The sequence below is a fragment of the Microbacterium sediminicola genome, assembly GCF_039531125.1.
Classification (GTDB): Bacteria; Actinomycetota; Actinomycetes; order Actinomycetales; family Microbacteriaceae; genus Microbacterium; species Microbacterium sediminicola.
Genome location: NZ_BAAAPL010000001.1, coordinates 296,591 through 318,520 on the forward strand (window position 1 = coordinate 296,591; position 21,930 = coordinate 318,520).

The window sequence follows — 21,930 nt, forward strand, 5'->3', positions numbered from 1 at the left end:
GGTGAGACTGTCTACCATGGCGCGTTCTCTGACCTCGGCTCGACGTTCTGATCGTCGGGCTGTTCTCGGCATCCTCAGTGTGCTGAGTTCCGTGTTCCTCGCGCTTGCGGTCCTGGTGGCACCGAGTGTCGCGACTGCGGCCGAGACATCGACGTCGGAATCGACGACAGCTCTGGACCTGTCTGCTGCCTCGTCCGTTGTGAAGACGGCCGATCTCAGTCAGTTCGATGCTGGCAACATCATCAGTGACACAGTGTTCTTCAATTCGGGGACGATGACCGAGGCGCAGATCCAGACCTTCCTCGAGTCGAAGGTCTCGTCGTGTGCTTCGGGCTACACCTGCCTCAAGGACTACTACGTCGACACGCGCTCGATCTCGGCGGACGCGATGTGCAATGCCTACTCGGGCGGTGGCCGCGAGCGTGCGTCACGAGTCATCTACAAGGTGTCGCAGGCCTGCGGAATCAACCCGCAGGTGATCCTCGTGATGCTGCAGAAAGAGCAGGGTCTGGTCACCACGTCGCGGCCCAGCGCATGGAATTACCAGGCGGCGATGGGGCAGGGGTGTCCCGATACGGCGGCCTGCGACTCGCAGTACTACGGGCTGTTCAATCAGGTCTACGGCGGCGCGTGGCAGCTCAAGCGCTACGCGAACCCGCCGGGGACGAGCAACTACTTCACCTGGTACGCGCCCGGCCACACCTGGAACATTCTCTACAACCCGAACTCAGCCTGCGGGCGAGGGGCGGTGTACGTCGAGAACCAGGCAACGGCAAACCTGTACTACTACACGCCCTACCAGCCCAACGCGGCTGCGCTCGCCGCCGGCTACGGTCTCGGTGACTCCTGCTCGAGTTACGGCAACCGCAACTTCTTCAACTACTTCACCGACTGGTTCGGGTCGACGCAGTCGACCGGAGGGGTGACCTACATCACTGCCAAGCACGAGGCTCTTGGTGGCGACAGCGGATGGCTCGGTAGCGCGACCAGTGAGGTCCACTGTGGGCTCGTCGACGCAGGGTGCTATCAAGACTTCGAGAACGGCAAGATCCATTGGTCACCGTCGACTGGCGCCTATGCGACAAACGGCGGAATCCAGGCGGCCTGGGGTCTTGCCGATTGGGAGAACGGGTACCTCGGCTACCCGACGAGCGACGAGCATTGCAGCCTCATCAATTCTGGGTGCTACCAGGATTTCGAGGGAGGGAAAATATACTGGACGGGGCCAACCGGTGCGCACCCGGTTAGTTCTCCCCTCTTGGCCGGGTGGGGAAGCATCGGCTACGAGAAGAGCTGGCTCGGCTATCCGACTGGTGAGCAGGTGTGCACGGGCGATGAGCAACTCTGTGAGCAGACCTTCCAGAACGGTGTGATGGTGTGGACTCCCGGATCTGGCGCTCGTGCCAGTACCGCAGACATCGTCGACGCTTGGCAGAACCTCGGGGGAGACAGCGGAAAGTTGGGCGCGATCTCAGCCGGCGCCGGCTGCGGGCTGCCTGACGGAGGGTGTTACCAGGAGTTCAAGGGAGGCAAGATCCACTGGTCTGCCGCGAGCGGTGCGCACGCGACATGGGGTGGCATTCAAACTGCGTGGGCTCGAAGCGGCTGGGAGCGAGGACCCCTCGGCTATCCGATCGCGGAGGAGGAGTGCGGACTGGCATCGTTGGGCTGTTCGCAGCAGTTCCAGAACGGCACGATGTATTGGTCCGCTCCGACGGATGCGCACTACCTGATGAGCGGCATGGCGGATGGGTATGAGGTGATCGGGGGCCCCTCGTCGAATCTGGGCTATCCGACGCTGGAAGAAGGGTGCGGTCTTCCGAACGGCGGCTGCTACCAGGTGTTCCAGGGTGGCCTCATGCACTGGCAACCCGACACCGGCGCCTACGCCACCTGGGGAGGCATCGGTACCGCGTGGGCGAAGCTCGGCTCCGAGCGAGGGGTGCTGGGCTATCCCGTCGGAAGCGAGGAATGCGGGCTTGTCGATGACGGTTGCTCGCAGGAGTTTGAGAACGGCGTCATCTACTGGACGGCGGCGACAGATGCCCGCGCCGTCTACGGCGATCTCCTCACCGCCTACATCGATGCGGGCGGGCCCGACGGAAGTCTCGGCTACCCGACGGCGAACCCCGTGTGCGTCGACGGGACGTGCACGCAGGACTTCGAGTACGGCACGCTTCCGTAGACGCTCCCCGAGATCGGTATTCAACCGATAGCGATCTGTTTCCGGTCGGTATTCAACGTTCGGCACCATGTCGATATGACTCCGAAAAGAACCGCCCTCGTCGCCGTGCTCGCACTCGCGGTCTTGCTCGTAGGGTGCGCAGGTCCCGCCGCTACTTCGCCTCTCTCCACGGCTACTGCACCTGAGACGACCACACCGGAACCGTCCGCAACAATGGAAGCCACGACGTCACTTGGCGAAGTGTGCGATCTCGTGGCTGCGGACGGCTTCAGCCAGCTTGAGGCCATCTCTGACCTGACGATGGCATACCAGTACGGATCGATGACCATCGTTGCCGCGGATGGCATCGGCTGCAGCTGGATGCTGGTCAGCGACGAGTTCTGGACAGAGTGGGCATCGTTCGATTTGCGTGCTCTCTCGGCGAGTGCCTACCCGACTGACGCCGCCCCGCCAGCTGACTGGGACTGTTCAAACTCACGCTGCAGCTATGAGACCGTGTCGGCAGAGTGGTGGTACGAACTGGACGTCAGCGTAGTGGGGCTGACCGATGCTGCAGGTCAGCGACAGCTCGCGGAGCGGTTCTCGCTGATCGTCGAGGATATTCTCGATGGCGTGAGTGCGCCGCCGGTCGTCCAGAAGACCGCGCTCGAGTGCTCGGCTCTGTCTGCGGCGATTGATCTGCAAGAGTCCCGATGGGGCTTCTCGGCGTTCACCTCAGCGGAGCCCTATGAATCCGCACCGTGGAATCAGATCACCCCGGTCGCGTGGGAACTGTCCGGAGCAACGAAGTGCCATGGGCAGGATCCGGCCGATACGCTGAATGCCTCCTCGTTCTTCGGCTTCACGCTCTATCCGGGAAGCATCGCCGCCTATGAGGTATGTGAGAACCAGACCGAATGGTCGGCTCTGGAAATGCCCGCGGTACTTTCTGCTGCGGTGGGCCCGTGGATCTCTCAATCACAGGAGTCCTGCGCGACCGATGGCTACAGCGCCGCGGAATTTGGGACGCCGCTCCTCCCGGGCGAAGCGCAGGTCCTGCCTCTGGAATGGACATCCGCGCGTCTGGATGCGGCCGGCGCAACGCTGGCTGCGGTATTTGCCGCGGGGGGTGATCCGCAGACCTAGCTCGCGCGGGGAGGAGCACGCACCGCACGGGCACGTACGAACTGCTAGGGCGTCGGCACGATTTCGTAGACGAAGAAGTCGGTGCTCGACCATCGCACCTCTGCGATCTCGGCGGTGCATGACAGATCGAGTGGCGTGGAGGATGCGATGTGCGACAGAGTCGGCACGCGTTCGGCGACCGTGCACGGTGAGCCTGTGATCACGACCGTGTCTGGGTACGGCTGGCTGAAGACGAGGTCGGGGTCATCGGTCCAGTCGAACTGGATGTGGAGACCCCCGCGGTTCCACATGTCTTCGTGGACGCCTCCCGGATCCAATGCGAGCCAGGCCTCTCGATCGGGACCGATTTGTTGACGGGTGCTGAGAGAAGGCACGCCGGTTGCCAGCATGAGGGAGTCGAGAGATCCTGTATCACTGGCCCAGACCGTGCCCGATTCTCGCGCCTCCTGCCCCCACTCCATGAAGGCATCGGCGGTAGCGTTGCCGCGCAGGTCGCCGAGTCCGATCAATATCGGGGTCGAATGGATGGTCAACAGAAGGGCCAACCCTGTCATGACACTCATCGACCACAGCCGGCCCGGCCATCGGACAACCACGTACACGGCGGCGGCAGCGCCTGCCGCGCTCAGCCAGATCATCCAGGTGCGCAGATCCGGCATGATCTCCGCCTGAAGGGCGGATCCGGCGTATCCGGACAGAAGCGCGGTCATCGCCGCAGCCATGATCGCCGGCGCCTGCCGGGTCGGCGGCTTCCACTGGCTCATGAAAAGCGCGAACGCGATAGTGGCGATGAAACCGACGGCCTCAGCCGCTCGCGCGGGAGGAACGCGGTTGATCAGCGGCAAGTAGGCGCCGAGGCCGCCCCAGCTGACGGTGGCCCAACTCAGCCAGAAGATTGCAAGACCGAGGAGGGGAACGAAAGCCCCGGTCAGGGCACGGGCGCCCATCCACCGCTGGCTCGCGAACAGGATGGCGAGGACCGGGATGAAGACCGTGAAGGAACTGACCACCTCGGTCTGGTTCACGCTGGCAGTTCCGCCGACCGTTGCCAGCCACCCGAGATTGGTTGACCCAAAGACCTGCCCGAGATTGACAAACCCGCCGGAGCTTGCGCGGTCGCCCGGGTAGACGGTGCTGAGCCCCGCGGTCACCGCCTCAATGTTTTCGGCGAAGAGCAGCCCCGTCCATAGCCCGCCAGAGACGATGATCGCACCGAGCGCGATCAGGTGATCTCTGAGCCTCCCCGGGCGCATGATCAGATATCCGGCGGTGGCGGCCACGATCGGTATGCCCACGATGATCGCGAGTGGCTGATAGTAGGTCGGTGTGCGTGCCAGCAGGATCCCCGCGATCAGGATTGCAGCCAGACCGCCGACGATCGGGGCTGTCCTGCGGCGCGCGAGGAGGTCCGCTCCCCATATCGCGAGTGCGCACCCTGCGACGACGAAGCCGATGGTGTTGACAGGGCGCCCGGACCACCACATGTTCGCCGGCGCGAGGAACACCAGAAATGCAGCCAAATACCCCCAGCGGTAGGTTCCCGTGAGCTGCCGGAACCAGATGGGCATACCGATAAACAACAGCAGCGTCGGCAGCCACCACTTGGCCGCGAACAGGCTGGCCTCCGCTATCCACGGGCTCAGAGATAGCGCCGAACCATCGAAGAACACGATTGCCGAGACGGGTCCGTCGGGCAGCTGAGCGAAGAAGTCATTCGACACGCTGAGGGGCGTGACAGCGTCCGCGCCGGCGCGTGCGAGCTCACCGAGCCAGATCGGCGACTCGGTCCCGTACTCGTCGCTGCGGATCGCCTGAGAGATGCCTAGTTGGTCGCCGTGGGCCGCATCGGCGTCGACACGCAACGTATCGACGCCGATATTCGCGTTGGTGATTCCGGCCGCCACGAGGATCAGGTAGACGAGCGCCGGGCCGATGACCACCCACGTGAGAGGCTTCGTGCGGAGCCGATCGAAGACCTCGCGAACGCGGCTGCCGCCGTCGGCGACCACGGTTGCTTCGTTGTCTGTCATGCCTGCGTCGGGGGCGGTGTGTGGGACAGATAGTTGAGGCGGCTGATCTCTCGCCGGGACTTCAACACCCCGTCCAGGATCAGCCCGATCGCCCACGCGAGGACGGCGAGAAGGACGATTCCGACCGAAAGGAGCGCCGTCGGGAACCGTTCTACGAGTCCAGTCCCGAAGAACTCGATGATGACCGGGATCCCGATCCCGACTCCCAGCAACGCCAGTGCGAACCCGATGACGCCATAGAACATGAGTGGGAGTTCGTGTCTGATCAACCCCATGATCAGACCGAGGATGCGGAATCCATCGTGATACGTCCGCAGCTTGCTCTCACTCCCCGCCGGGCGATCGCGGAACTTCACGGGAACCTCGACCTGCGGCACACGCAGACTCATCGCATGGACCGTGAGCTCCGTCTCGATTTCGAACTCTCGGGACAGAGCCGGGAAGCTCTTCACAAACCTGCGGGAGAACACGCGGTAGCCGCTGAGCATGTCGCTGACTTCGGAACCGAACACCCGGCTGACGAACCAGTTGAATCCGCGGTTGCCGAGCTCGTGGCCGGGGCGATAGGCGCTCGTGGTCTGTTCGCGACGTACCCCGAGGACATGGTCGAAGGGCCCTGACTGCAGCGCCTCGATCATGGCGGGCAGGCTGTCGGCGTCGTAGGTGTCGTCGCCATCGATCAGGACGTAGATATCCGCATCGACGTCCGCGAATGCGCGCCGGACGACGTTGCCTTTGCCGCGCATGTACTCGTGGCGCACGATCGCGCCGGCTTCGCGGGCGATGTCCGCCGTACCGTCCGAACTGTTGTTGTCGTAGACGTACACCTGGATACCAGGGACGGCGTTGCGGAGATCATTTACGACCTTGGCAACGGACAGAGCTTCGTTGTAGCACGGGACGATCGCGGCAATCGTCGGCGCCTTGGTCGTCGACACAGCACACTCCTGAAAAGAACCCGCCAATACGCGCGGCGGCGGCGATAGGCGGGATCCACGGTACCATGGCGGCGGCCGCAGACCTGGGACTCGAGACGCGGCGTGTGAGGGGCTTCAGTGGGTATCGCTAGCGGACTCTGGGCCCGTGCAGGCGCCTTCCTGGTGGTCGGCGGCGTCGCGTTTGTTGTGGATGCCTTGGCCTACAACGTGCTCGTGTTCTGGGTGACCGGACACGGCCCGATGTTCGACCAGCCGATTTTGGCCAAGATCATCGCCATCGTTGTCGCAACCTTCGTCACCTATGTCGGCAACCGCTTCTGGACCTTCGGCAAGCGAACGATCAGTCGCAAGATTTCGCGCTACGTCCTTTTCGTCGTGCTGAATCTGATCGCGATTGGCCTCCAGCTCGGCTGTCTGGCCTTCTCCCGCTACGTCCTCGGCCTGGACAGTGTCGTCGCGGACAATATCGCGGGGACATTGATCGGCCAGGCGCTCGCCACGCTCTTCCGCTTCTTCACCTACGACCGCTGGGTCTTCCCTGATGAGAGCGGCCACGGCAAGGAGATTGCGCTGGAGCAGGGGTGATCGGCGTGCTCCGGCGGGAGCAGATGTCGGCGGGTTATAGTGATCCGTCGATGTCGAGCGGTGCGCCGCAGAGAGGAACGTGGTCTACGTGACAGACAGTGCGGCCGCTCGATACGAGCGGCTCGCGGCCGAGCCGCTCGAGCACGTCGCACGGTCTCAGGGTGGCTTCTGGCGCGCTGTGCGCGACATCGTGGCCGAGCGCCACCTTTTAGGTCTGTTGGTGCGCCGCGACATCAAGGCCCGCTACAAGGACAGCGCACTGGGCTTGGTGTGGACGCTCATCAACCCTCTCGTCCAACTCATCGTGTACTACACGGTCATGGGGCAGATCCTGGGCGCAGCCCGGGGTATCGACGACTTTGCGATCTACGTGTTCTCGGGCCTCACGATCTACGCGCTCTTTTCAGAAGTCCTCTCCGGCAGCACCGGAGCGATCGTGTCGAACGCTGGGCTGGTGAAGAAGATCTATGTCCCACGTGAGGTCTATCCGCTGTCTGCCGTCGGTGCGGGCACTTTCACCTTCCTAGTCCAGGTTGGAGTCCTCATCGGAGCGACTCTCGTGCTGGCGCGTCCCCCGATCACGGTCGACATCCTGTACTTCTTCCCCGCGGTGCTGGTTGTCCTGATCTACGGCACGGCATTCGGCCTCCTCTTGGCTGCGCTCAACGTGTATCTCCGGGATGTCCAGTACTTGACCGGCATTGTGCTCATGCTGGCGCTGTGGGCCTCGCCGATCGTCTACGGATGGACGATGGTCCACGAGGTCTTCACGCGGTTCGGGTGGCCGAATTGGCTGCTCGAGGCATATACCAACAACCCGCTCACACTTGCGGTACTCGGATTTCACAAGGCGTTCTGGATATCCGGCTCCGCCTCCGATTACCCGGAGGGACTCGGCCTGCGGATGCTGATTGCAATCCTCATCGGACTCGTCCTGCTATGGATATGCCAGCGTGTCTTCGCGCGGCTCCAGGGCAACTTCGCGCAGGAGCTCTGATGAGTGCTGAAGAAGCCGCTGCAGTAAGCGCCTCACCGGACGTTGTCGTCATCGATGACGTATCGAAGTCCTTCGTGATCCGCAAGGACAATTCGATCAAGGAGCGTCTCGTGACGATGGGGCGTGGGAAGGCTCATCAGGAACGCTTCGATGCTCTCAAGGGCGTGTCCTTCGCGATTCCCGCTGGCTCCTCGATCGGCCTCCTTGGACCGAACGGATCCGGCAAGTCGACCTTGCTGAAGATCATCGGGGGCATCATCGATCCGTCGGGCGGAAGCGTCCGTCGGCGCGGTCGGCTTGCGGCGCTCCTCGAACTCGGTGCGGGCTTCCACCCCGATCTGTCGGGCCGCGACAACGTCTACCTCAATGCGTCGATCCTCGGTCTGACCAAAGAGGAGACGGATGCGCGATTCGACAGCATCGTCGACTTCTCGGAGATCGGTGACTTCATCGATACGCAGGTGAAGTTCTACTCATCCGGAATGTACGTGCGGCTCGCCTTCGCCGTCGCGGTGCACACCGACCCTGACGTGCTCCTCGTCGACGAGGTCCTGGCTGTGGGCGACGAGGCCTTCCAGCGCAAGTGCATGGACAAGATTCGGCAGTTCCAGAAAGAAGGGCGCACGATCATTCTGGTGTCGCATTCGGCGAGCCAAGTGATGGAAGTGTGTGACACCGGCGTGGTGCTCGACCGTGGGCACGTGGCATACATCGGCTCCGCCGCCGAGGCGACCAAGGCCCACCGCGAGATCCTCGAGGGCCGCCGCAAGGAGAACGTCGAGGCGCACGAGCACAACGAAGACGAGGGTGCGGCGCGTCCTTCATCGCGCATTACGGGTGTCACCGTGTTCTCCCAGGGAGAGCCCGCGACTGAGGTGCTCACCGGGAGTGCCATCGAAGTGCGCATCACCGTAGACCACGACTCCGACGTGGACACCTGGCATTCGAGTCTCAGCATTGATACCCCGCACGGACAGCAGGTGTTCGGCAGCGGTACGCGCAGACAGCTCACCTCCCATGGGCCGACTGACCGTGGGCTTTCAGAGGTGCGTTACCAGTTCCCGCACATCAATTTCGCTGGGGGCCAGTACTTCATCAACGTAGAGATTGCCGACGGTGAGGGAACACCTCAGGATGTCCTATGGCAGGGAGCGACATTCTTCGTCCCGATCGAGTTCCGTCAGACGGGAACGGTCAACGCAGAGGTGTCGATTACCGACGTGTCCGTCGACTGATCGGGCGACCTTACCCGGCCAGGCTCACGACCAATCGCTCGTGGCTGTTCCCATCGAGCGGAGCCACTCCAGTTGCGCCGCGAGGCCCGTCCGCAGGTCCGTGGACGGGTTCCACGCGAGCGCGCTAGTGATCGCCGTTATCTCTGCGGTCGTCCGGCTGACATCGCCGAGTGCCGCATCCTCTCGCTGGACTTGCACAGCTCGGCCGGTGAGGTCTTCTATGACAGCGAGGACTTCGTTGACCGAGTGGCTCCCCCCGCCCGAGACGTTGTAGACGGAGCCTTTCGCGACGTCCGCCGTACCAGCGCGGATGATGGACTCAACGATGTCGGCGACGTAGGTGAAGTCGCGAATCTGATCACCAGTGCCGAAGACATGGATCGGTTCGTCGCGCAGGGCTGCGCTCAAGAACCGGGTGAACGCCATATCGGGTCGCTGACGAGGGCCATAGACCGTGAAGAACCGGAGCGACACCGTGGAGACACCGTGGTTTGCCGCATACAGTCGACACAGGTGTTCGCCGGCCAGCTTCGTGACACCGTAGGGGCTTCTGGGCTGAGGCAGGGCAACTTCGGACGTTGGGTAGCTTTCCGCGTTGCCGTACACCGACGACGAGGACGCGTAGACCACACGCGGCCGAGTGGGGACGCGCCGCGCGGCCTCGAGGAGCCGTTGCGTCGCGCTCACATTCGCGGTCACATAGACGTCGAAGGCCGAGCCCCAGGACTTGCGGACGCCGGGCTGGCCGGCGAGGTGGTAGACCACGTCGACGTCTTCGAGCAGGGCGTCGAGGTCAATCTCATTCACGTCGCCATCGATGATTGCGCCACCGCAAGCTTCGACGAACGCCGCGTTGCTTCGCTTGATCTCGGGATCGTAGTAATCCGAGAAGTTGTCGATGCCTACTGGGGAGTCACCCTCTGCCGACAGACGCTCCATCAGCGTGCTCCCGATGAACCCAGCGGCGCCTGTTACGAGCGCTTTCATCACACCTCACTTCGACCCTTCAGTCTACATATCGGTCATCGGACGAACGCGTTCTGACCGAGTGACTAGGGTGGGAGAGACGTCCCATGCCCGACGGGACATCTCGGAAGGCCCCTGTGATGAAGACTTGCGTGTACACCGTGCTTCTTGGTGGATACGACGCACTATTGCCGCAACCCACGGCGGAATCCAGCGATGCCGATTTTTTGTGCTTCACCGACGATCCGAACCTCACGAGTGACACGTGGCAGATCGTTCTCGTCGAGCCGCGCTACCCGCAGGACCTTCACCGCAGCTCTCGTGTGTACAAGATCCTCGGCCATGAGCGTCTTGATGCGTACGACGCGACGCTCTACGTCGATGCGTCCGTGCTGCTCAAGCGCGATCCGGTCGCCATCGTTGAAGACTGGCTGAGCCTTGGCCATGACATGGCTCTCGTCGAGCACAGCTATCGCGAACAGGTCGTCGACGAGTTCGATGAAGTTGTCCGTTTGAACTACGACGACCGCGGACGCGTCTACGAACAGCTGCTCGACTACGCCGATGCCTATCCGGACGTCCTCGAAGCCAAACCCCACTGGGGCGGCATGCTCGCGCGTCGTTCGTCTCCCGCTGTCGCGGGCGCGATGCGACTGTGGTTCGATCACGTCCTGCGCTACTCGCGCCGAGATCAGCTCTCCCTCATGCTCGCACTCTGCCATGGCGGAGTGAACTATCGATCGATCGAAATCGACAACTTCGATTCAGAACTGCACACGTGGCCCGTGATCGAGAACCGCAAGGTAGACAAGGGAAAAGCGCAGGCACTCGCGAGCGGTCCTCTGCTCGCGGAGGTTCGCCGTGCACAGCGTCATGCGGATGAACTCGCCAAGGAGCTCGACGAGCGCGCCAGGGAGCGCGAGGAACTTCTCGCGCAGCTCACGAGGGCCAACGAGGACCGTGAAGGTTCGGATGCACGAGCAGCCGAGACCGACAGAATGCTGCGCGAGGTCCAGCAGCAGTTCTGGGCGCTTCAAGGCGTTCGTGCCGCGAGCCGTCACCTCGCGAAGAGCCTCGGCGACGCAGTAGTGCGGCGCGCGCGCCGACGCTAGGAGAAGAGCGCGCGCAGCTGGTTGCCGATCTGCTGCCGTGAGGTCTGCGATGCCATGAGCCGCATCGACTCCGCCGCCCGCTTCCACGTCCGAGACCCGAAGTCGCGGCGTACGCGGTCCAGAGTCTCGGTCACACTCCCATCGTCGACGCTGCTGTCGACCCAGTAGGGATAGTCCGCGGGCAGCCAATGGTGGGGCTCCTGCTGCGCCCGGTCCACGATGATGACGGCTTCGCAGGCGGCCGCCGTGAAACCCTTCAGGAACGGCTTGTGATCGTCGAGGTCTCTGCTCTGTCGCACGGCGTAATGGGCCGAGTAGTGGGGGAGTCGCTCGAGCCACTCTGGACTCTGACGTGAGGTGTCGACCGGAATGAACTCGACGCGTCGGTCGATCCTGCCGGAGCGAAAGGCATTCTCAGGCTCGCCGAAGTACCCGACCCGTCCCAGAGACGGACGCGCCGCGCCGGAAACGATCGGGGCGACACGAGGGTCGACGTGATGGTCGAGAACTGCGACCTGCGTTCCCGGAAAGCGATCGCGATAGTCGGCCGCGGCTGAGCGAGAAGCGGCAACGATGACATCGGCGAAGTGGAGTGCGACTTCGGGGATATCCTCGTCGACCGGGTCGATGAGGATGCGGTTCCCGCGCGCGCGCCATTGCGTGAAGTCCTCAGCCGTCGCCGTCTTCAGAACACCCTTCGTGAGGAACAGGTGGCGCCCGCGGAAGGATCGGGACAGCGGCGCGAAGTCGATGGTGCTGTGTGGCACCGACTGACGCGCGATCGCGGCAAGCTGCTCGCCGCGCATGACCGTCGTGCCGGCGCCGCGGTACTCCTCAGCGTAGACGAACGATACTCGTCGACGGTGGGGGAGAGAGGGCACGCGAGAAGCCTACGCGCCGCGATTCACTCGTCTCCGGCGCTCGGGTGTACCCATACTGAGTTCCCAGCGACTGTTCGGAATGCGGTCCCCGACTCTAGCGACCGGACGCGATCAGATCGAGGAGATACTTCCCATAGCCGCTCTTCACCAATGGCGCGGCGCGCTCCTGAAGCTCCTCGTCGGTGAGATAGCCCATTCGCCACGCGACTTCCTCCGGACATCCGATGGACAGTCCCTGGCGCTTCTGTACGGTGGCGATGAACTCGCTCGCCTCGTTGAGCGAATCGAATGTGCCGGTATCGAGCCAGGCTGTTCCGCGGGTCAGGATCTCCACGCTGAGCTTTCTGCGGTCGAGGTAGGTGCGGTTCACGTCGGTGATCTCGAGCTCCCCGCGCGGTGACGGGCGAAGAGCTTTGGCGATGTCGATGACATCGTTGTCATAGAAGTAGAGGCCGGGCACAGCGAAGTTGCTCTTCGGTTCGGCAGGCTTCTCTTCGAGCGAGATCGCGCGGCCCTCCGCATCGAATTCGACGACGCCATACGCGGTCGGGTCGGACACCCAGTAACCGAACACCGTGGCCCCATCGAGGTTGGCGTAGCGCCGCAGCTGCGTTCCCAAGCCCTGACCGTAGAAGATGTTGTCGCCCAGAACCAGGGCGACGGAGTCCGACCCGATGTGCTCCTCGCCGAGGATGAATGCCTGCGCGAGGCCGTCGGGAGAGGGCTGCTGTGCGTAGGTGATGTTCACGCCGAACTGGCTGCCGTCGCCCAGGAGCCGGGTGAACTGCGGGGCGTCGAAGGGAGTCGTGATGATCAGGATGTCCCGGATGCCCGCCAGGATCAGGGTGCTGAGCGGGTAGTAGATCATGGGCTTGTCATAGACCGGCACAAGCTGCTTCGAGACCCCGAGAGTGATCGGGTGCAGACGCGAGCCGGTCCCGCCGGCAAGGATGATTCCACGCATGGTCACAGTCTCCCCGATCTGGGAGTGCGTGCCAAACGTGGGTGCTCGCTCAGGCTTCGCCCAGTAGCCTGGTGTCATGAGTCGTCGTCTTCTGGTGACCGGCGGTGCCGGGTTCATTGGTTCGAATTTTGTGCACCATGTCGTCGAAAACACCGATGACCGCGTGATTGTCCTCGACAAGCTGACCTACGCGGGCAACCAGAAGTCCCTTGAGGGGCTCCCCGACGACAGGGTGGAGTTGGTCGTCGGAGACATTGCGGACGACGCACTGGTCGGCGAACTCGTCCCGCGCGTCGACGCTGTCGTGCACTACGCCGCCGAGTCACACAATGACAACAGTCTCAATGACCCGCGACCGTTCCTGGACACGAACATCATCGGGACGTACACGCTGCTAGAGGCGGTGCGACGCCAGGACACTCGTTTCCACCACATCTCGACCGACGAGGTCTATGGGGATCTCGAGCTCGACGATCCGGCCCGATTTACCGAATCCACGCCCTACAACCCTTCGTCTCCCTACTCATCGACGAAGGCCGGGTCAGATTTGCTCGTCCGCGCCTGGGTGCGCTCCTTCGGCGTTCGCGCAACGATCTCCAACTGCTCGAACAACTACGGCCCATATCAGCACGTCGAGAAATTCATCCCGCGGCAGATCACAAATGTCCTCCGTGGCATCCGACCCAAGCTGTACGGCAAGGGTGAGAACGTTCGCGACTGGATCCATGCTGACGATCACTCGAGTGCGGTCATGACCATTCTCGACAAGGGTGAGATCGGTGAGACCTATCTCATCGGTGCCGACGGGGAGAAGGACAACAAGACGGTCGTCGAACTGATCCTGACGCTCTTGGGGCAAGAGCCCGACGCGTACGATCACGTCACCGATCGGGCAGGACACGACCTGCGATACGCGATTGATTCGACAAAGCTCCGAACCGAGCTGGGGTGGATGCCGCAGTTCCAGGACTTCGAGGCGGGGCTCGCGGCGACGATCGACTGGTACCGCGAGAACGAGTCTTGGTGGGCCCCCACCAAGGATGGCGTCGAAGCTTTCTACGCCGCCAAGGGGCAATAGCTCCTCTCCCCACGCGGACGGTGCCTGGCGCGGCGCCGCGCTCTGACCGGTGAAAAGGAACGCATGACCGAGTACAGCAAGCCGCTCACGGCGACGCCCACGTCGATCCCGGGGCTCGTGGTCTATGACCTGCCCGTCCACGGCGACTCGCGCGGGTGGTTCAAGGAGAACTGGCAGCGCGAGAAGATGCTCGCGCTCGGTCTTCCCGACTTCGGTCCGGTGCAGAACAACATCTCGTTCAACGATGCCGTCGGCACGACCAGAGGGATCCACGCAGAGCCGTGGGACAAGTACGTTTCTGTGGCGACGGGACGCATCTTTGGCGCGTGGGTCGACCTGCGCGAAGGGCCCACTTTCGGTGAAGTCTTCACGACCGAGCTCGATCCGTCGCGAGCGATCTTCGTCCCGCGCGGTGTCGGAAACTCGTATCAGACGCTTGATCCTGACACGGCGTACACGTACCTCGTGAACGACCACTGGTCCGCATCCGCCCAGTACTCATTCTTGAACCTGGCGGACGAGACCGTCGCGGTCGACTGGCCGATACCGCTGGCGGAGGTGGAAGTCAGCGAGAAAGACAAGGGTCACCCGCGTCTGGCTGATGTCGTGCCGATTCCGCCGAAGAGAATCCTGGTTCTCGGGGCTGAGGGACAGGTGGGTCGGGCGTTGCGCGCGATCTGGGGTGACCGCCCGCACATCGAATATGCATCGCGGGCAGACCTCGACCTCACTCGCACGGACCTCGCTGCCGCGCGACGATGGCGTGACTACTCGACGGTTGTCAACGCCGCCGCCTATACGGCGGTCGACAAGGCAGAAACCTCAGAGGGCCGCCCTCTGGCGTGGGCAGTGAATGCGGCCGGCGTTGCCGCAATCGCTGGGGTCTGCGCGGAGTTCGGTCTGACCCTCGTCCACATCTCGACGGACTACGTCTTCGATGGGACCACCCCGGGTGCGTACGTCGAGGACGCCGCCATGGCTCCGTTGTCGGTCTACGGTGCTTCGAAGGCAGCCGGAGATGTCGCCGCTGCGACGTGCCCGCGCCACTACGTGCTCCGGACGAGCTGGGTGATCGGTGACGGCCATAACTTCGTCCGAACCATGGCGCGTCTCGCCGAACGCGGCGTCGATCCCACCGTCATCGCTGATCAGACCGGCAGGCTCACGTTCGCTTCGACGATCGCCGAGGTCATCGATCATGTCACGGCATCGACGGTTCCCTACGGAACGTACAACGTGACCAATTCGGGTGAGCCGACGACCTGGTTCGAAGTGGCGCGAACGGTCTACGAGCTGACTGGTCATGATGCGGAGCGAGTCACGCCGGTCACCACCGAGGTGTACTTCTCGAAGGCTGATGGACCTATCGCGCCGCGACCGAGCAACAGCGTGCTGGCCCTGGATCGCCTGTCGGAACTCGGCATCGAGACTGAGGACTGGCGGGCAGCGCTCGCCTCTTACCTTCGGAGTGAGTGAGCCCGCGCGTCGGCGTCCGAGTGCACACCGAATAGTGTGCACGTCGGCCCGATCGGAGACTCAGCGGCCGCGCGCCCGCCGATAGATCTTCCCCACCCATGTGTGCGAGAGACGGTAACGGAGCCGCAGGAGGGGACCAATTCTGCGATGTGACGCGGTGATCGCCTCTTCGATCGGCCGGAGGTCTCGAACCGGCAACCGCTCTTCCCAGTTCGCGACGATTTCGACGAGCTCGCGCGTCGTGGCGGACCACTTCCACGAGTCTCGGATTGCCTGGACGTGCCCGATCGTTTGATCCCGGACGTCGGAGCTCATCAGCCGTTCGATTGCAGTCGCGGTCTGCTCGACGTCACCGTATCGAACGACCTCGCCGAGTTCGTTCTCAGCGATGTACTCGGCGAACCAGTCACCTTCGGTCACGACGCTTGGTAGCGAGCTCCAGAAGTGATCGAGGATGCGGGTGCGAAAGGCATATCGCGTCTCGAGTGAGTCCTTATGGGCGCACACCGCGATATCGGCGTCACGGAGGTAGTCGGCGCGTTCGGATGCAGGAACCCAGCCTTCGATGAAGTGCACGCCGACGTCGAGGACGCCCAGGTCGCGTGCAAGCGCTGCGGCGCGACCAACCGATGCGGGACGCCCGATCAGCGCGTTCGGATGGGTCGTGCCGTAGAACACGAGGTGGACGTTCGGCCGTCGCTCCCGCAGTGCCGCTACCGCGCGGATCGGAGTCTCAGCATCGAACCAGTCCCAGATGCCGCCAGCCCACAGCACAACGAAATCGTCGTCACCGATTCCGCGCTTGCCCCGGATGCCGTGCGACGCCTGGACGGGGTCTTCGTCTTCGAGTCCGAAAGGCAGAAGGCCGACGATATCGGTCGCTGCCCGGCCGTCCAGGCTGCTTGGCATCACGCCCTTCGCGGCGAGCATGAAACCGATCCAGAAGTCGCGCTGGCGTTCGTTGGAGGTGACGAAGTAGCTTCCGGCGCGCATGCAGAGGCGGAAGAAGGAGAGTACCTGGGAGTAGACGTTGTCCATCTCCGGCTGGGTGTCGAACCCGCCGATTTTCTCCGAGCCAATCGCCTCAGCCGGCACGGCGTTATACAGGTCGAAGATGAACCTTGTGCCGGATTGCACGGCCTGGCGGACCGCGTTCTCGTCGACCATCTGGCCATAGACGATATCGGCGCCGACCATCAGAGCGACCAGCTCCTCGTGGCTTGCGTACTCGCGGGCGTCGAAGGGCATGTCAGCGAGCGCCGCCGCGTTGCTCCCTTCGTGGCCGAGGGCGATCGTAACGTCGGCGACCGCGGAGAGCTGTTCGGCGATCTTCACGAAGCGTAGGCCGGGACCCGCCATCGTGTTGGCGATCACGTCGCCCGCGACGAGGACAAGTCGGGGGCGCCGAGAGGGAACGGCGTCGGTGGGTAGCATGGGACGGTCTGTTCCTTGAGTGAATCGTGCCTATGTCTGATCTCCCTCGGCGCCTCGCACGGCGCGTCTTCACCGCCATGCCCGAGCCGTGGAAGCAACGCGCGCGTTCACTGCGCGCCAGACGCTCCTATCCTCTCAATACACGCGGGTTGTTCCCTAATGCGGCGATGCGCGAGTGGTATCTCGCGAACGGGCGCCCTTTCAGTATCGTCATCCCCAGCTACAACGACATTCCGCTCCTCTCCGAGGCCATGTCGAGTATCGAGCGCACCTGCGCCGGGATGGACTATGAAGTCATCATCGTCGACGACTACATAGACTCCGATGTGCAGCAGGCGTTGCGCGGGTTCGAGTCTGATCGCGTGAGAGTCGTATTGAAGGATGAACGGCGAGGTTTCGCCGGGACAGTCAATGTCGGGATGCAGCTCGCGCGCCACGACATCATCCTGCTCAACAGTGATGTCGTCGCCCAGCCTGGATGGCTGGAGGCACTGCAGTACAGCGCATACGCCGTCGACGCCGGGATCGGGATGGTGAGCCCCAAGCTCGTGTACCCCGATGGAAGGATCCAGTACGCCGGAACGTATTACGCGCGTCTGCTCGCACCACAGTGGTTCGGGCATCTGCACGTGGGGTCCCCGGCAACGCGACCGACGGCCAATGTTCCCGGATACAACGGTTCAATATCGGGGGCGTGCGTGTACATCACGAGAGCCGCCTACGATTCGGTCGGTCTGCTCGACGACGAGTTCTGGCTCGGTTTCGAGGACGTCGACTACGGATTGCGCGCGTGGCGTGCCGGGGTTCGGTGCTATTACCAGCCCGCGGCAATGCTCGTCCACCATGAGTCTGCCTCTCGGGGGTACAGTCAGGGGCACCGGGAACTCGCGTCTATGCGACGTTTCTGGCGGCGCTGGGAAGACCGCCTGCTTGCGCGCAAGGTGGCTCAAGACGCCGCTGTCGAGTTTCTGGTCGGCGAAGGGTCGAACGGGCTCTGGCGAACGTATGTCCGGGAGCTGGCAGCACGTCTCGCGTCGACTGGCCGAGAGGTGCGCGTCCTGTCTCCCGGGGCCTCGACACGAGGCCGCTCGGGCATCGTGGTCGCCTGCGACTGGACCGTTGCCGAGGAGGCGTGGCTATGCGCGGCCGAGGGCGACGCTGTTCCGCTCTACCTCCTCCCGAGCGTCGAGAGCATCGCTCACCCCACCGACCCCGCGCTGCAGAGCCGCATCGTTGCCGGCTACCGCCCGGAGTTCGACTACATCGCACCGAACCGCGCGGTCCAACGTCAGCTCCAGGCTGAGACGGCGTGGGAGTGTCGCTCGAGAATCGCTCCGGCGATTGCCCCGGAAGCGCTGCCGTCGTCTTCCGCGAGAACCATCGTGACCGTGGGTGCATCGGCAGCCGAAGCCGCGCGGATCAGACAAGTCGCCGGCGAAGTCGGTGCCAACGTGAAAGCTGTCGAGTCCGTGGAAAGCTACGACGATATCGCCCGCATTCGCGCGCATTCACCGCGAGTGGTCGTCTCTTTTCTCGCCGAGCACAATTCGCTGCGACCCTATGCGCTCATGTCGATCGGCGCGACATATCTCTCTCCTATCGACCCTGCACTGTCCCACGAGGTTCTCGACGGATACAACGCGCTCCTGTTCGCGCGGGGCGATCTAGACGCGATGGCTCGTTCGCTGACCGACGCGCTCACCCGGGATGACGTGCATGACGAGGTACGCGGGAACGGCTGGGCTAGCGCGCAGCGCGCGGCGGACACGGCGAGCTCGCTCATTGTCCATGCGCTCGCGCTGACCGCGGATAGCCCAGTCTGAGCCCGCACCAGAGTCCACACTTTCGGAAGGCAACACATGGATCTCCTCATCGTCGGATCGGGGCTGTTCGGTCTCACGGTGGCTGAACGCGCCGCCGCCGCGGGGCGTCGCGTGACCGTGATCGATCGCCGGGACCACATCGGCGGGAACGCTTACTCCGAGGCAGAACCTGAGACGGGGATCGAGGTGCACCGGTATGGCGCGCACCTCTTCCACACGTCCAATGCGACGGTGTGGGAGTACGTCAACCGCTTCACCGAGTTCACGTCCTACGTGCACCGCGTCTATACGAACCACGCCGGCGTCGTTTACCCCCTGCCGATCAATCTCGGCACGATTAACCAGTTCTTCGCTGCCGCCTACAGTCCTGAACAGGCACGTCGTCTCATCGCATCGCAGGCGAGCGAGTATGACCCCAAGACGGCGGCATCGCTGGAAGAGCGTGCGATCGGACTCATCGGGCGACCGCTGTATGAGGCGTTCATCCGCGACTACACAGCCAAGCAGTGGCAGACCCATCCTCGTGAGCTGCCCGCCGAGGTGATCTCGCGTCTCCCCGTGCGTTACACCTATGACAATCGCTACTTCAACGACACCTGGGAGGGGCTCCCGGTCGACGGCTACACCGCATGGATGGAGCGGATGGTTGATCACCCCCTCATCGACGTGCGGCTGTCCACCGACTTCTTCGATGAGACGCAGCCATGGAACAAGCGCGCCGCCATCGGGCAGCTCCCCGTCGTCTATACGGGCGCGGTCGATCGCTACTTCGACTACGAGGGCGGAGAGCTCAGCTGGCGAACACTCGACTTCGAACAGGACGTCTTGTCTGTTGGCGACCATCAGGGAACGAGCGTTATGAACTATGCGGATGCCTCGGTTCCGTATACCCGCGTGCACGAGTTCAAGCATTTCCACCCTGAGCGTGCCGACCGGTATCCGACGGACCGTACCGTTATCGCACGTGAGTATTCGCGCTTCGCGTCTCGGGAGGACGAGCCCTACTACCCCGTGAACACACCGGATGATCGAGCCAAGCTCCTCTCTTACCGCGAGATGCAGCGGGTGGAGAAAGACGTGCACTTCGGTGGGCGGCTCGGCACGTACCAGTATCTGGACATGCACATGGCGATCGCGTCAGCCCTGAACATGTGGAACAACGTCCTCGCATGACGGTGGAGGTGCGCACGGTCGTGGCGCGGGTGGTGTTCCCCGGAACCGACTTCGCGCAGACGCTCCCGCTGTACATCGACGAAGATGCCAGCGCTGCGACAATCAGAGGTCGCCACACTGTCGCCGTGACGGCGACGGCAACCGTCAGCCTGGGGTCGTACTTCAACGCCTTCCCGGCGGCGGTATGGGCAGCGGAGACCGATATCGATGCGGTACGCCTCACGGTCTCGAGTCAGGGCCCTGGGATGCTGCGCGTGTGGAAGTCAGACGGCGCAGCGCGGGCAACGCTGCACTCCGAGCGCGCCGTCCAAGGCACGAAGACGACGGTGTTCGACATCCCACTCGCCCCGTCCCGCGATGGCGGCGCACTATGGCTCGACCTCATCGCGGGCGAGAGTGAGTTCGAACTTGTCGACGCGCATTGGTCCGTCGACCGTGAGCTCGCCGGAACGGTATCCGTCGCGATGGCGACCTTCAACCGTCCTGACGACTGCACGGCGCACCTCGCGGTGCTCGCGTCGGATGCCGCCCTCGACGATGTCGTCGACCGTGTGGTCGTCGTCGATCAGGGGACTGACCACATCAGCGACGCTCCCCGCTTCGACGAGGTCGCGGGCGCGCTTGGCGAGCGGCTTGAGGTAGTTCGCCAGGCCAACCTCGGCGGGTCAGGCGGCTTCTCGCGCGGAATGCTCGAAGCACTTCGCCACGGTGACAGTACCTACGTGCTCCTGCTCGACGACGACGCGGTGAGCGAGCCCGAGGCGATCTTCCGCGCCGTGCGCTTCGCCGATGCTGCCCGTGATCCCCTCCTCGTCGGGGGAGCGATGCTGCACCTCGATAACCGCTCCGTCCTCTACACCCAGAGCGAGCACTGGAACGATCGCATCGGGTGGGTTGAGCGGGGCCGTGCGGAGGCTTACAACAACGACTTCTCGAGGGTCCCCTTTCGGGAGACGCCGTATTTCCACGCGCTCCAGCGGGCGGACTTTAACGGATGGTGGATGTGCCTCATCCCGCTCGATCTCATTCGGCGCGTCGGTCTCTCATTGCCACTGTTCCTGAAGGGTGACGACGTCGAGTTCGCGTTGCGTGCCCGCGAGAATGGCGTGCGGACGGTGAGCCCTCCCGGTATCGCCCTGTGGCACATGGGGTGGGAGGGGAAGGCCCCGAACCGCACATGGGAGGCGTACTTCCTGCACCGCAATCGCCTTATCACCGAGTTGCTGCACGCTCCGAAGCGCCGCCCGCTGGGCGTGATCGCGCACTGCATCCTCGGAGACCTGAAGCCTCTCCTGAGCCTCCAGTACTCGTCGGTCAGGCTGCGGGCGCTCGCGACCGCTGATGCCCTGGCCGGCCCGGAGCGACTGCACGACTGGTCGGCAACTCGCCGCGAGGACGTCCGAAAGGTCTGGCAGACCTACCCCGACGCGCAGTTCGTGCCGATTCCTGCGGGCTCGGTATCGACGCCGCCGGCGGCTCCCGAGGCCGCGATTGGGCGAGCCATACTTCTTGCCCGCACGGTGCTTCGCCAACTGTTCGTCTCGGAAAGTGACGAGGCTCGCCCCGCCCGGATTGCCCCGACCGATCTCGGATGGTGGACCTTCGCGCACGCGGATGCCGCCTACATCGCGCTTCCCGGCGAGTCGGAGGGCGTGCGCTACCAGCGCAGCCGGCGGGAGACGCGTCGGGCCCTTCGACGCACGATCGGCCTCTACGCGCGCCTGTGGTGGCGCTGGCCTGCCCTGTCGCGAACGTACCGGGCAGCCGCGCCGCAGCTGTCTTCGCCCGAGGCCTGGGCCGACGTCTTTGGCATCGACGCCCCGGAGTAGCTGAGAGGTCTCTCCGGGCGGGCCCGGTACGATGTGAGGGTTCTGCGTCGTCACCGGCGCGACGACCTTTCGAGGCGCGTGACGATCGCGACGGTGAAA

At 63.7% G+C, this 21,930-nt stretch carries 17 protein-coding genes; 11 read left to right on the top strand and 6 right to left on the bottom strand.

All coding sequences use genetic code 11. The features are described 5' to 3' along the window. The first annotated feature begins 16 nt into the window (after nt 1-16). Both ABD206_RS01255 and ABD206_RS01260 read left to right on the top strand, forming a co-directional pair. On the top strand, nt 17-2,185 hold the full coding sequence (locus tag ABD206_RS01255) for an LGFP repeat-containing protein (RefSeq protein WP_344068093.1): 2,169 nt from the start codon (nt 17-19) through the stop codon (nt 2,183-2,185). Nucleotides 2,186-2,398: 213 nt separating this feature from the next. After that, on the top strand, nt 2,399-3,310 hold the full coding sequence (locus tag ABD206_RS01260) for a hypothetical protein (RefSeq protein WP_344068096.1): 912 nt from the start codon (nt 2,399-2,401) through the stop codon (nt 3,308-3,310). Nucleotides 3,311-3,354: 44 nt separating this feature from the next. Here the strand turns inward: ABD206_RS01260 and ABD206_RS01265 are convergent, their stop codons facing one another. Next, nucleotides 3,355-5,340 carry a DUF7657 domain-containing protein gene (locus ABD206_RS01265; protein WP_344068099.1) on the bottom strand — a complete coding sequence of 662 codons (1,986 nt, stop codon included), beginning with the start codon at nt 5,338-5,340 and terminating at the stop codon, nt 3,355-3,357. Then, entirely contained in the window at nt 5,337-6,278 is a 942-nt protein-coding gene (locus ABD206_RS01270; RefSeq protein ID WP_344068102.1) for a glycosyltransferase, read from the bottom strand. Before ABD206_RS01270 ends, ABD206_RS01265 begins: the two co-directional genes overlap by 4 nt. Before the next feature lie 117 nt (nt 6,279-6,395). On the opposite strand from ABD206_RS01270, the gene ABD206_RS01275 reads away from it, so the two are divergent. From ABD206_RS01275 to ABD206_RS01285, 3 genes are all read left to right on the top strand, one after another. Beyond that, nucleotides 6,396-6,863 (top strand): GtrA family protein, encoded by a 468-nt coding sequence (locus ABD206_RS01275; protein ID WP_344068104.1) that lies wholly within the window; start codon nt 6,396-6,398, stop codon nt 6,861-6,863. A gap of 88 nt (nt 6,864-6,951) precedes the next feature. Then, the gene (locus tag ABD206_RS01280) at nt 6,952-7,860 is read left to right on the top strand and encodes an ABC transporter permease (RefSeq protein ID WP_344068107.1); all 909 of its coding nucleotides are present in this window, start codon (nt 6,952-6,954) and stop codon (nt 7,858-7,860) included. After that, a complete protein-coding gene (locus tag ABD206_RS01285; protein WP_344068109.1) occupies nt 7,860-9,095 on the top strand; it encodes an ABC transporter ATP-binding protein in 1,236 nt (411 codons plus the stop codon). The genes ABD206_RS01280 and ABD206_RS01285 overlap by 1 nt, the downstream gene beginning before the upstream one ends. Before the next feature lie 24 nt (nt 9,096-9,119). On the opposite strand, the gene ABD206_RS01290 is transcribed toward ABD206_RS01285, so the two are convergent. Further along, nucleotides 9,120-10,082, bottom strand: a complete 963-nt coding sequence (locus tag ABD206_RS01290) for an NAD-dependent epimerase/dehydratase family protein (RefSeq protein ID WP_344068111.1) — start codon at nt 10,080-10,082, stop codon at nt 9,120-9,122. A 119-nt stretch (nt 10,083-10,201) separates the two neighbouring features. Between ABD206_RS01290 and ABD206_RS01295 the strand changes: the two genes are divergently transcribed. Next, nucleotides 10,202-11,173 (top strand): glycosyltransferase domain-containing protein, encoded by a 972-nt coding sequence (locus ABD206_RS01295; RefSeq protein ID WP_344068115.1) that lies wholly within the window; start codon nt 10,202-10,204, stop codon nt 11,171-11,173. On the opposite strand, the gene ABD206_RS01300 is transcribed toward ABD206_RS01295, so the two are convergent. Together ABD206_RS01300 and rfbA are read right to left on the bottom strand one after the other, a co-directional pair. Further along, nucleotides 11,170-12,054: a hypothetical protein gene (locus ABD206_RS01300; RefSeq protein ID WP_344068136.1), complete on the bottom strand. Its 885-nt coding sequence runs from the start codon at nt 12,052-12,054 to the stop codon at nt 11,170-11,172. The genes ABD206_RS01295 and ABD206_RS01300 overlap by 4 nt on opposite strands. Before the next feature lie 94 nt (nt 12,055-12,148). Beyond that, complete coding sequence (rfbA, locus tag ABD206_RS01305; RefSeq protein WP_344068139.1) at nt 12,149-13,018, bottom strand: glucose-1-phosphate thymidylyltransferase RfbA; 870 nt, start codon at nt 13,016-13,018, stop codon at nt 12,149-12,151. Nucleotides 13,019-13,094: 76 nt separating this feature from the next. Between rfbA and rfbB the strand changes: the two genes are divergently transcribed. Next, nucleotides 13,095-14,096 carry a dTDP-glucose 4,6-dehydratase gene (rfbB, locus tag ABD206_RS01310; RefSeq protein WP_344068142.1) on the top strand — a complete coding sequence of 334 codons (1,002 nt, stop codon included), beginning with the start codon at nt 13,095-13,097 and terminating at the stop codon, nt 14,094-14,096. 63 nt (nt 14,097-14,159) lie between these two features. After that, the gene (locus tag ABD206_RS01315) at nt 14,160-15,572 is read left to right on the top strand and encodes a sugar nucleotide-binding protein (protein WP_344068144.1); all 1,413 of its coding nucleotides are present in this window, start codon (nt 14,160-14,162) and stop codon (nt 15,570-15,572) included. Between the two features lie 60 nt (nt 15,573-15,632). On the opposite strand, the gene ABD206_RS01320 is transcribed toward ABD206_RS01315, so the two are convergent. Next, on the bottom strand, nt 15,633-17,006 hold the full coding sequence (locus tag ABD206_RS01320; RefSeq protein WP_344068146.1) for a glycosyltransferase: 1,374 nt from the start codon (nt 17,004-17,006) through the stop codon (nt 15,633-15,635). Nucleotides 17,007-17,173: 167 nt separating this feature from the next. Here ABD206_RS01320 and ABD206_RS01325 point away from each other — a divergent pair, with 167 nt between their 5' ends. From ABD206_RS01325 to ABD206_RS01335, 3 genes are read left to right on the top strand one after another with little or no spacing between them, the layout of a single operon-like run. Further along, nucleotides 17,174-18,829 (top strand): glycosyltransferase family 2 protein, encoded by a 1,656-nt coding sequence (locus ABD206_RS01325; RefSeq protein WP_344068149.1) that lies wholly within the window; start codon nt 17,174-17,176, stop codon nt 18,827-18,829. A 36-nt stretch (nt 18,830-18,865) separates the two neighbouring features. Then, on the top strand, nt 18,866-20,002 hold the full coding sequence (glf, locus tag ABD206_RS01330; RefSeq protein WP_344068152.1) for a UDP-galactopyranose mutase: 1,137 nt from the start codon (nt 18,866-18,868) through the stop codon (nt 20,000-20,002). Next, entirely contained in the window at nt 19,999-21,831 is a 1,833-nt protein-coding gene (locus ABD206_RS01335) for a glycosyltransferase (protein WP_344068155.1), read from the top strand. Before glf ends, ABD206_RS01335 begins: the two co-directional genes overlap by 4 nt. Nucleotides 21,832-21,930: the final 99 nt, after the last annotated feature.

Coding starts and splice junctions, on each gene's coding strand:
- ABD206_RS01315 (WP_344068144.1), top strand. CDS start 14,160: ATGACCGAGTACAGCAAGCCGCTCACGGCGACGCCCACGTCGATCCCG.
- ABD206_RS01260 (WP_344068096.1), top strand. CDS start 2,399: ATGGAAGCCACGACGTCACTTGGCGAAGTGTGCGATCTCGTGGCTGCG.
- ABD206_RS01320 (WP_344068146.1), bottom strand. CDS start 17,006: ATGCTACCCACCGACGCCGTTCCCTCTCGGCGCCCCCGACTTGTCCTC.
- ABD206_RS01285 (WP_344068109.1), top strand. CDS start 7,860: ATGAGTGCTGAAGAAGCCGCTGCAGTAAGCGCCTCACCGGACGTTGTC.
- ABD206_RS01335 (WP_344068155.1), top strand. CDS start 19,999: ATGACGGTGGAGGTGCGCACGGTCGTGGCGCGGGTGGTGTTCCCCGGA.
- rfbA (WP_344068139.1), bottom strand. CDS start 13,018: ATGCGTGGAATCATCCTTGCCGGCGGGACCGGCTCGCGTCTGCACCCG.
- ABD206_RS01295 (WP_344068115.1), top strand. CDS start 10,202: ATGAAGACTTGCGTGTACACCGTGCTTCTTGGTGGATACGACGCACTA.
- ABD206_RS01265 (WP_344068099.1), bottom strand. CDS start 5,340: ATGACAGACAACGAAGCAACCGTGGTCGCCGACGGCGGCAGCCGCGTT.
- rfbB (WP_344068142.1), top strand. CDS start 13,095: ATGAGTCGTCGTCTTCTGGTGACCGGCGGTGCCGGGTTCATTGGTTCG.
- ABD206_RS01290 (WP_344068111.1), bottom strand. CDS start 10,082: ATGAAAGCGCTCGTAACAGGCGCCGCTGGGTTCATCGGGAGCACGCTG.
- ABD206_RS01325 (WP_344068149.1), top strand. CDS start 17,174: ATGCGCGAGTGGTATCTCGCGAACGGGCGCCCTTTCAGTATCGTCATC.
- glf (WP_344068152.1), top strand. CDS start 18,866: ATGGATCTCCTCATCGTCGGATCGGGGCTGTTCGGTCTCACGGTGGCT.
- ABD206_RS01255 (WP_344068093.1), top strand. CDS start 17: ATGGCGCGTTCTCTGACCTCGGCTCGACGTTCTGATCGTCGGGCTGTT.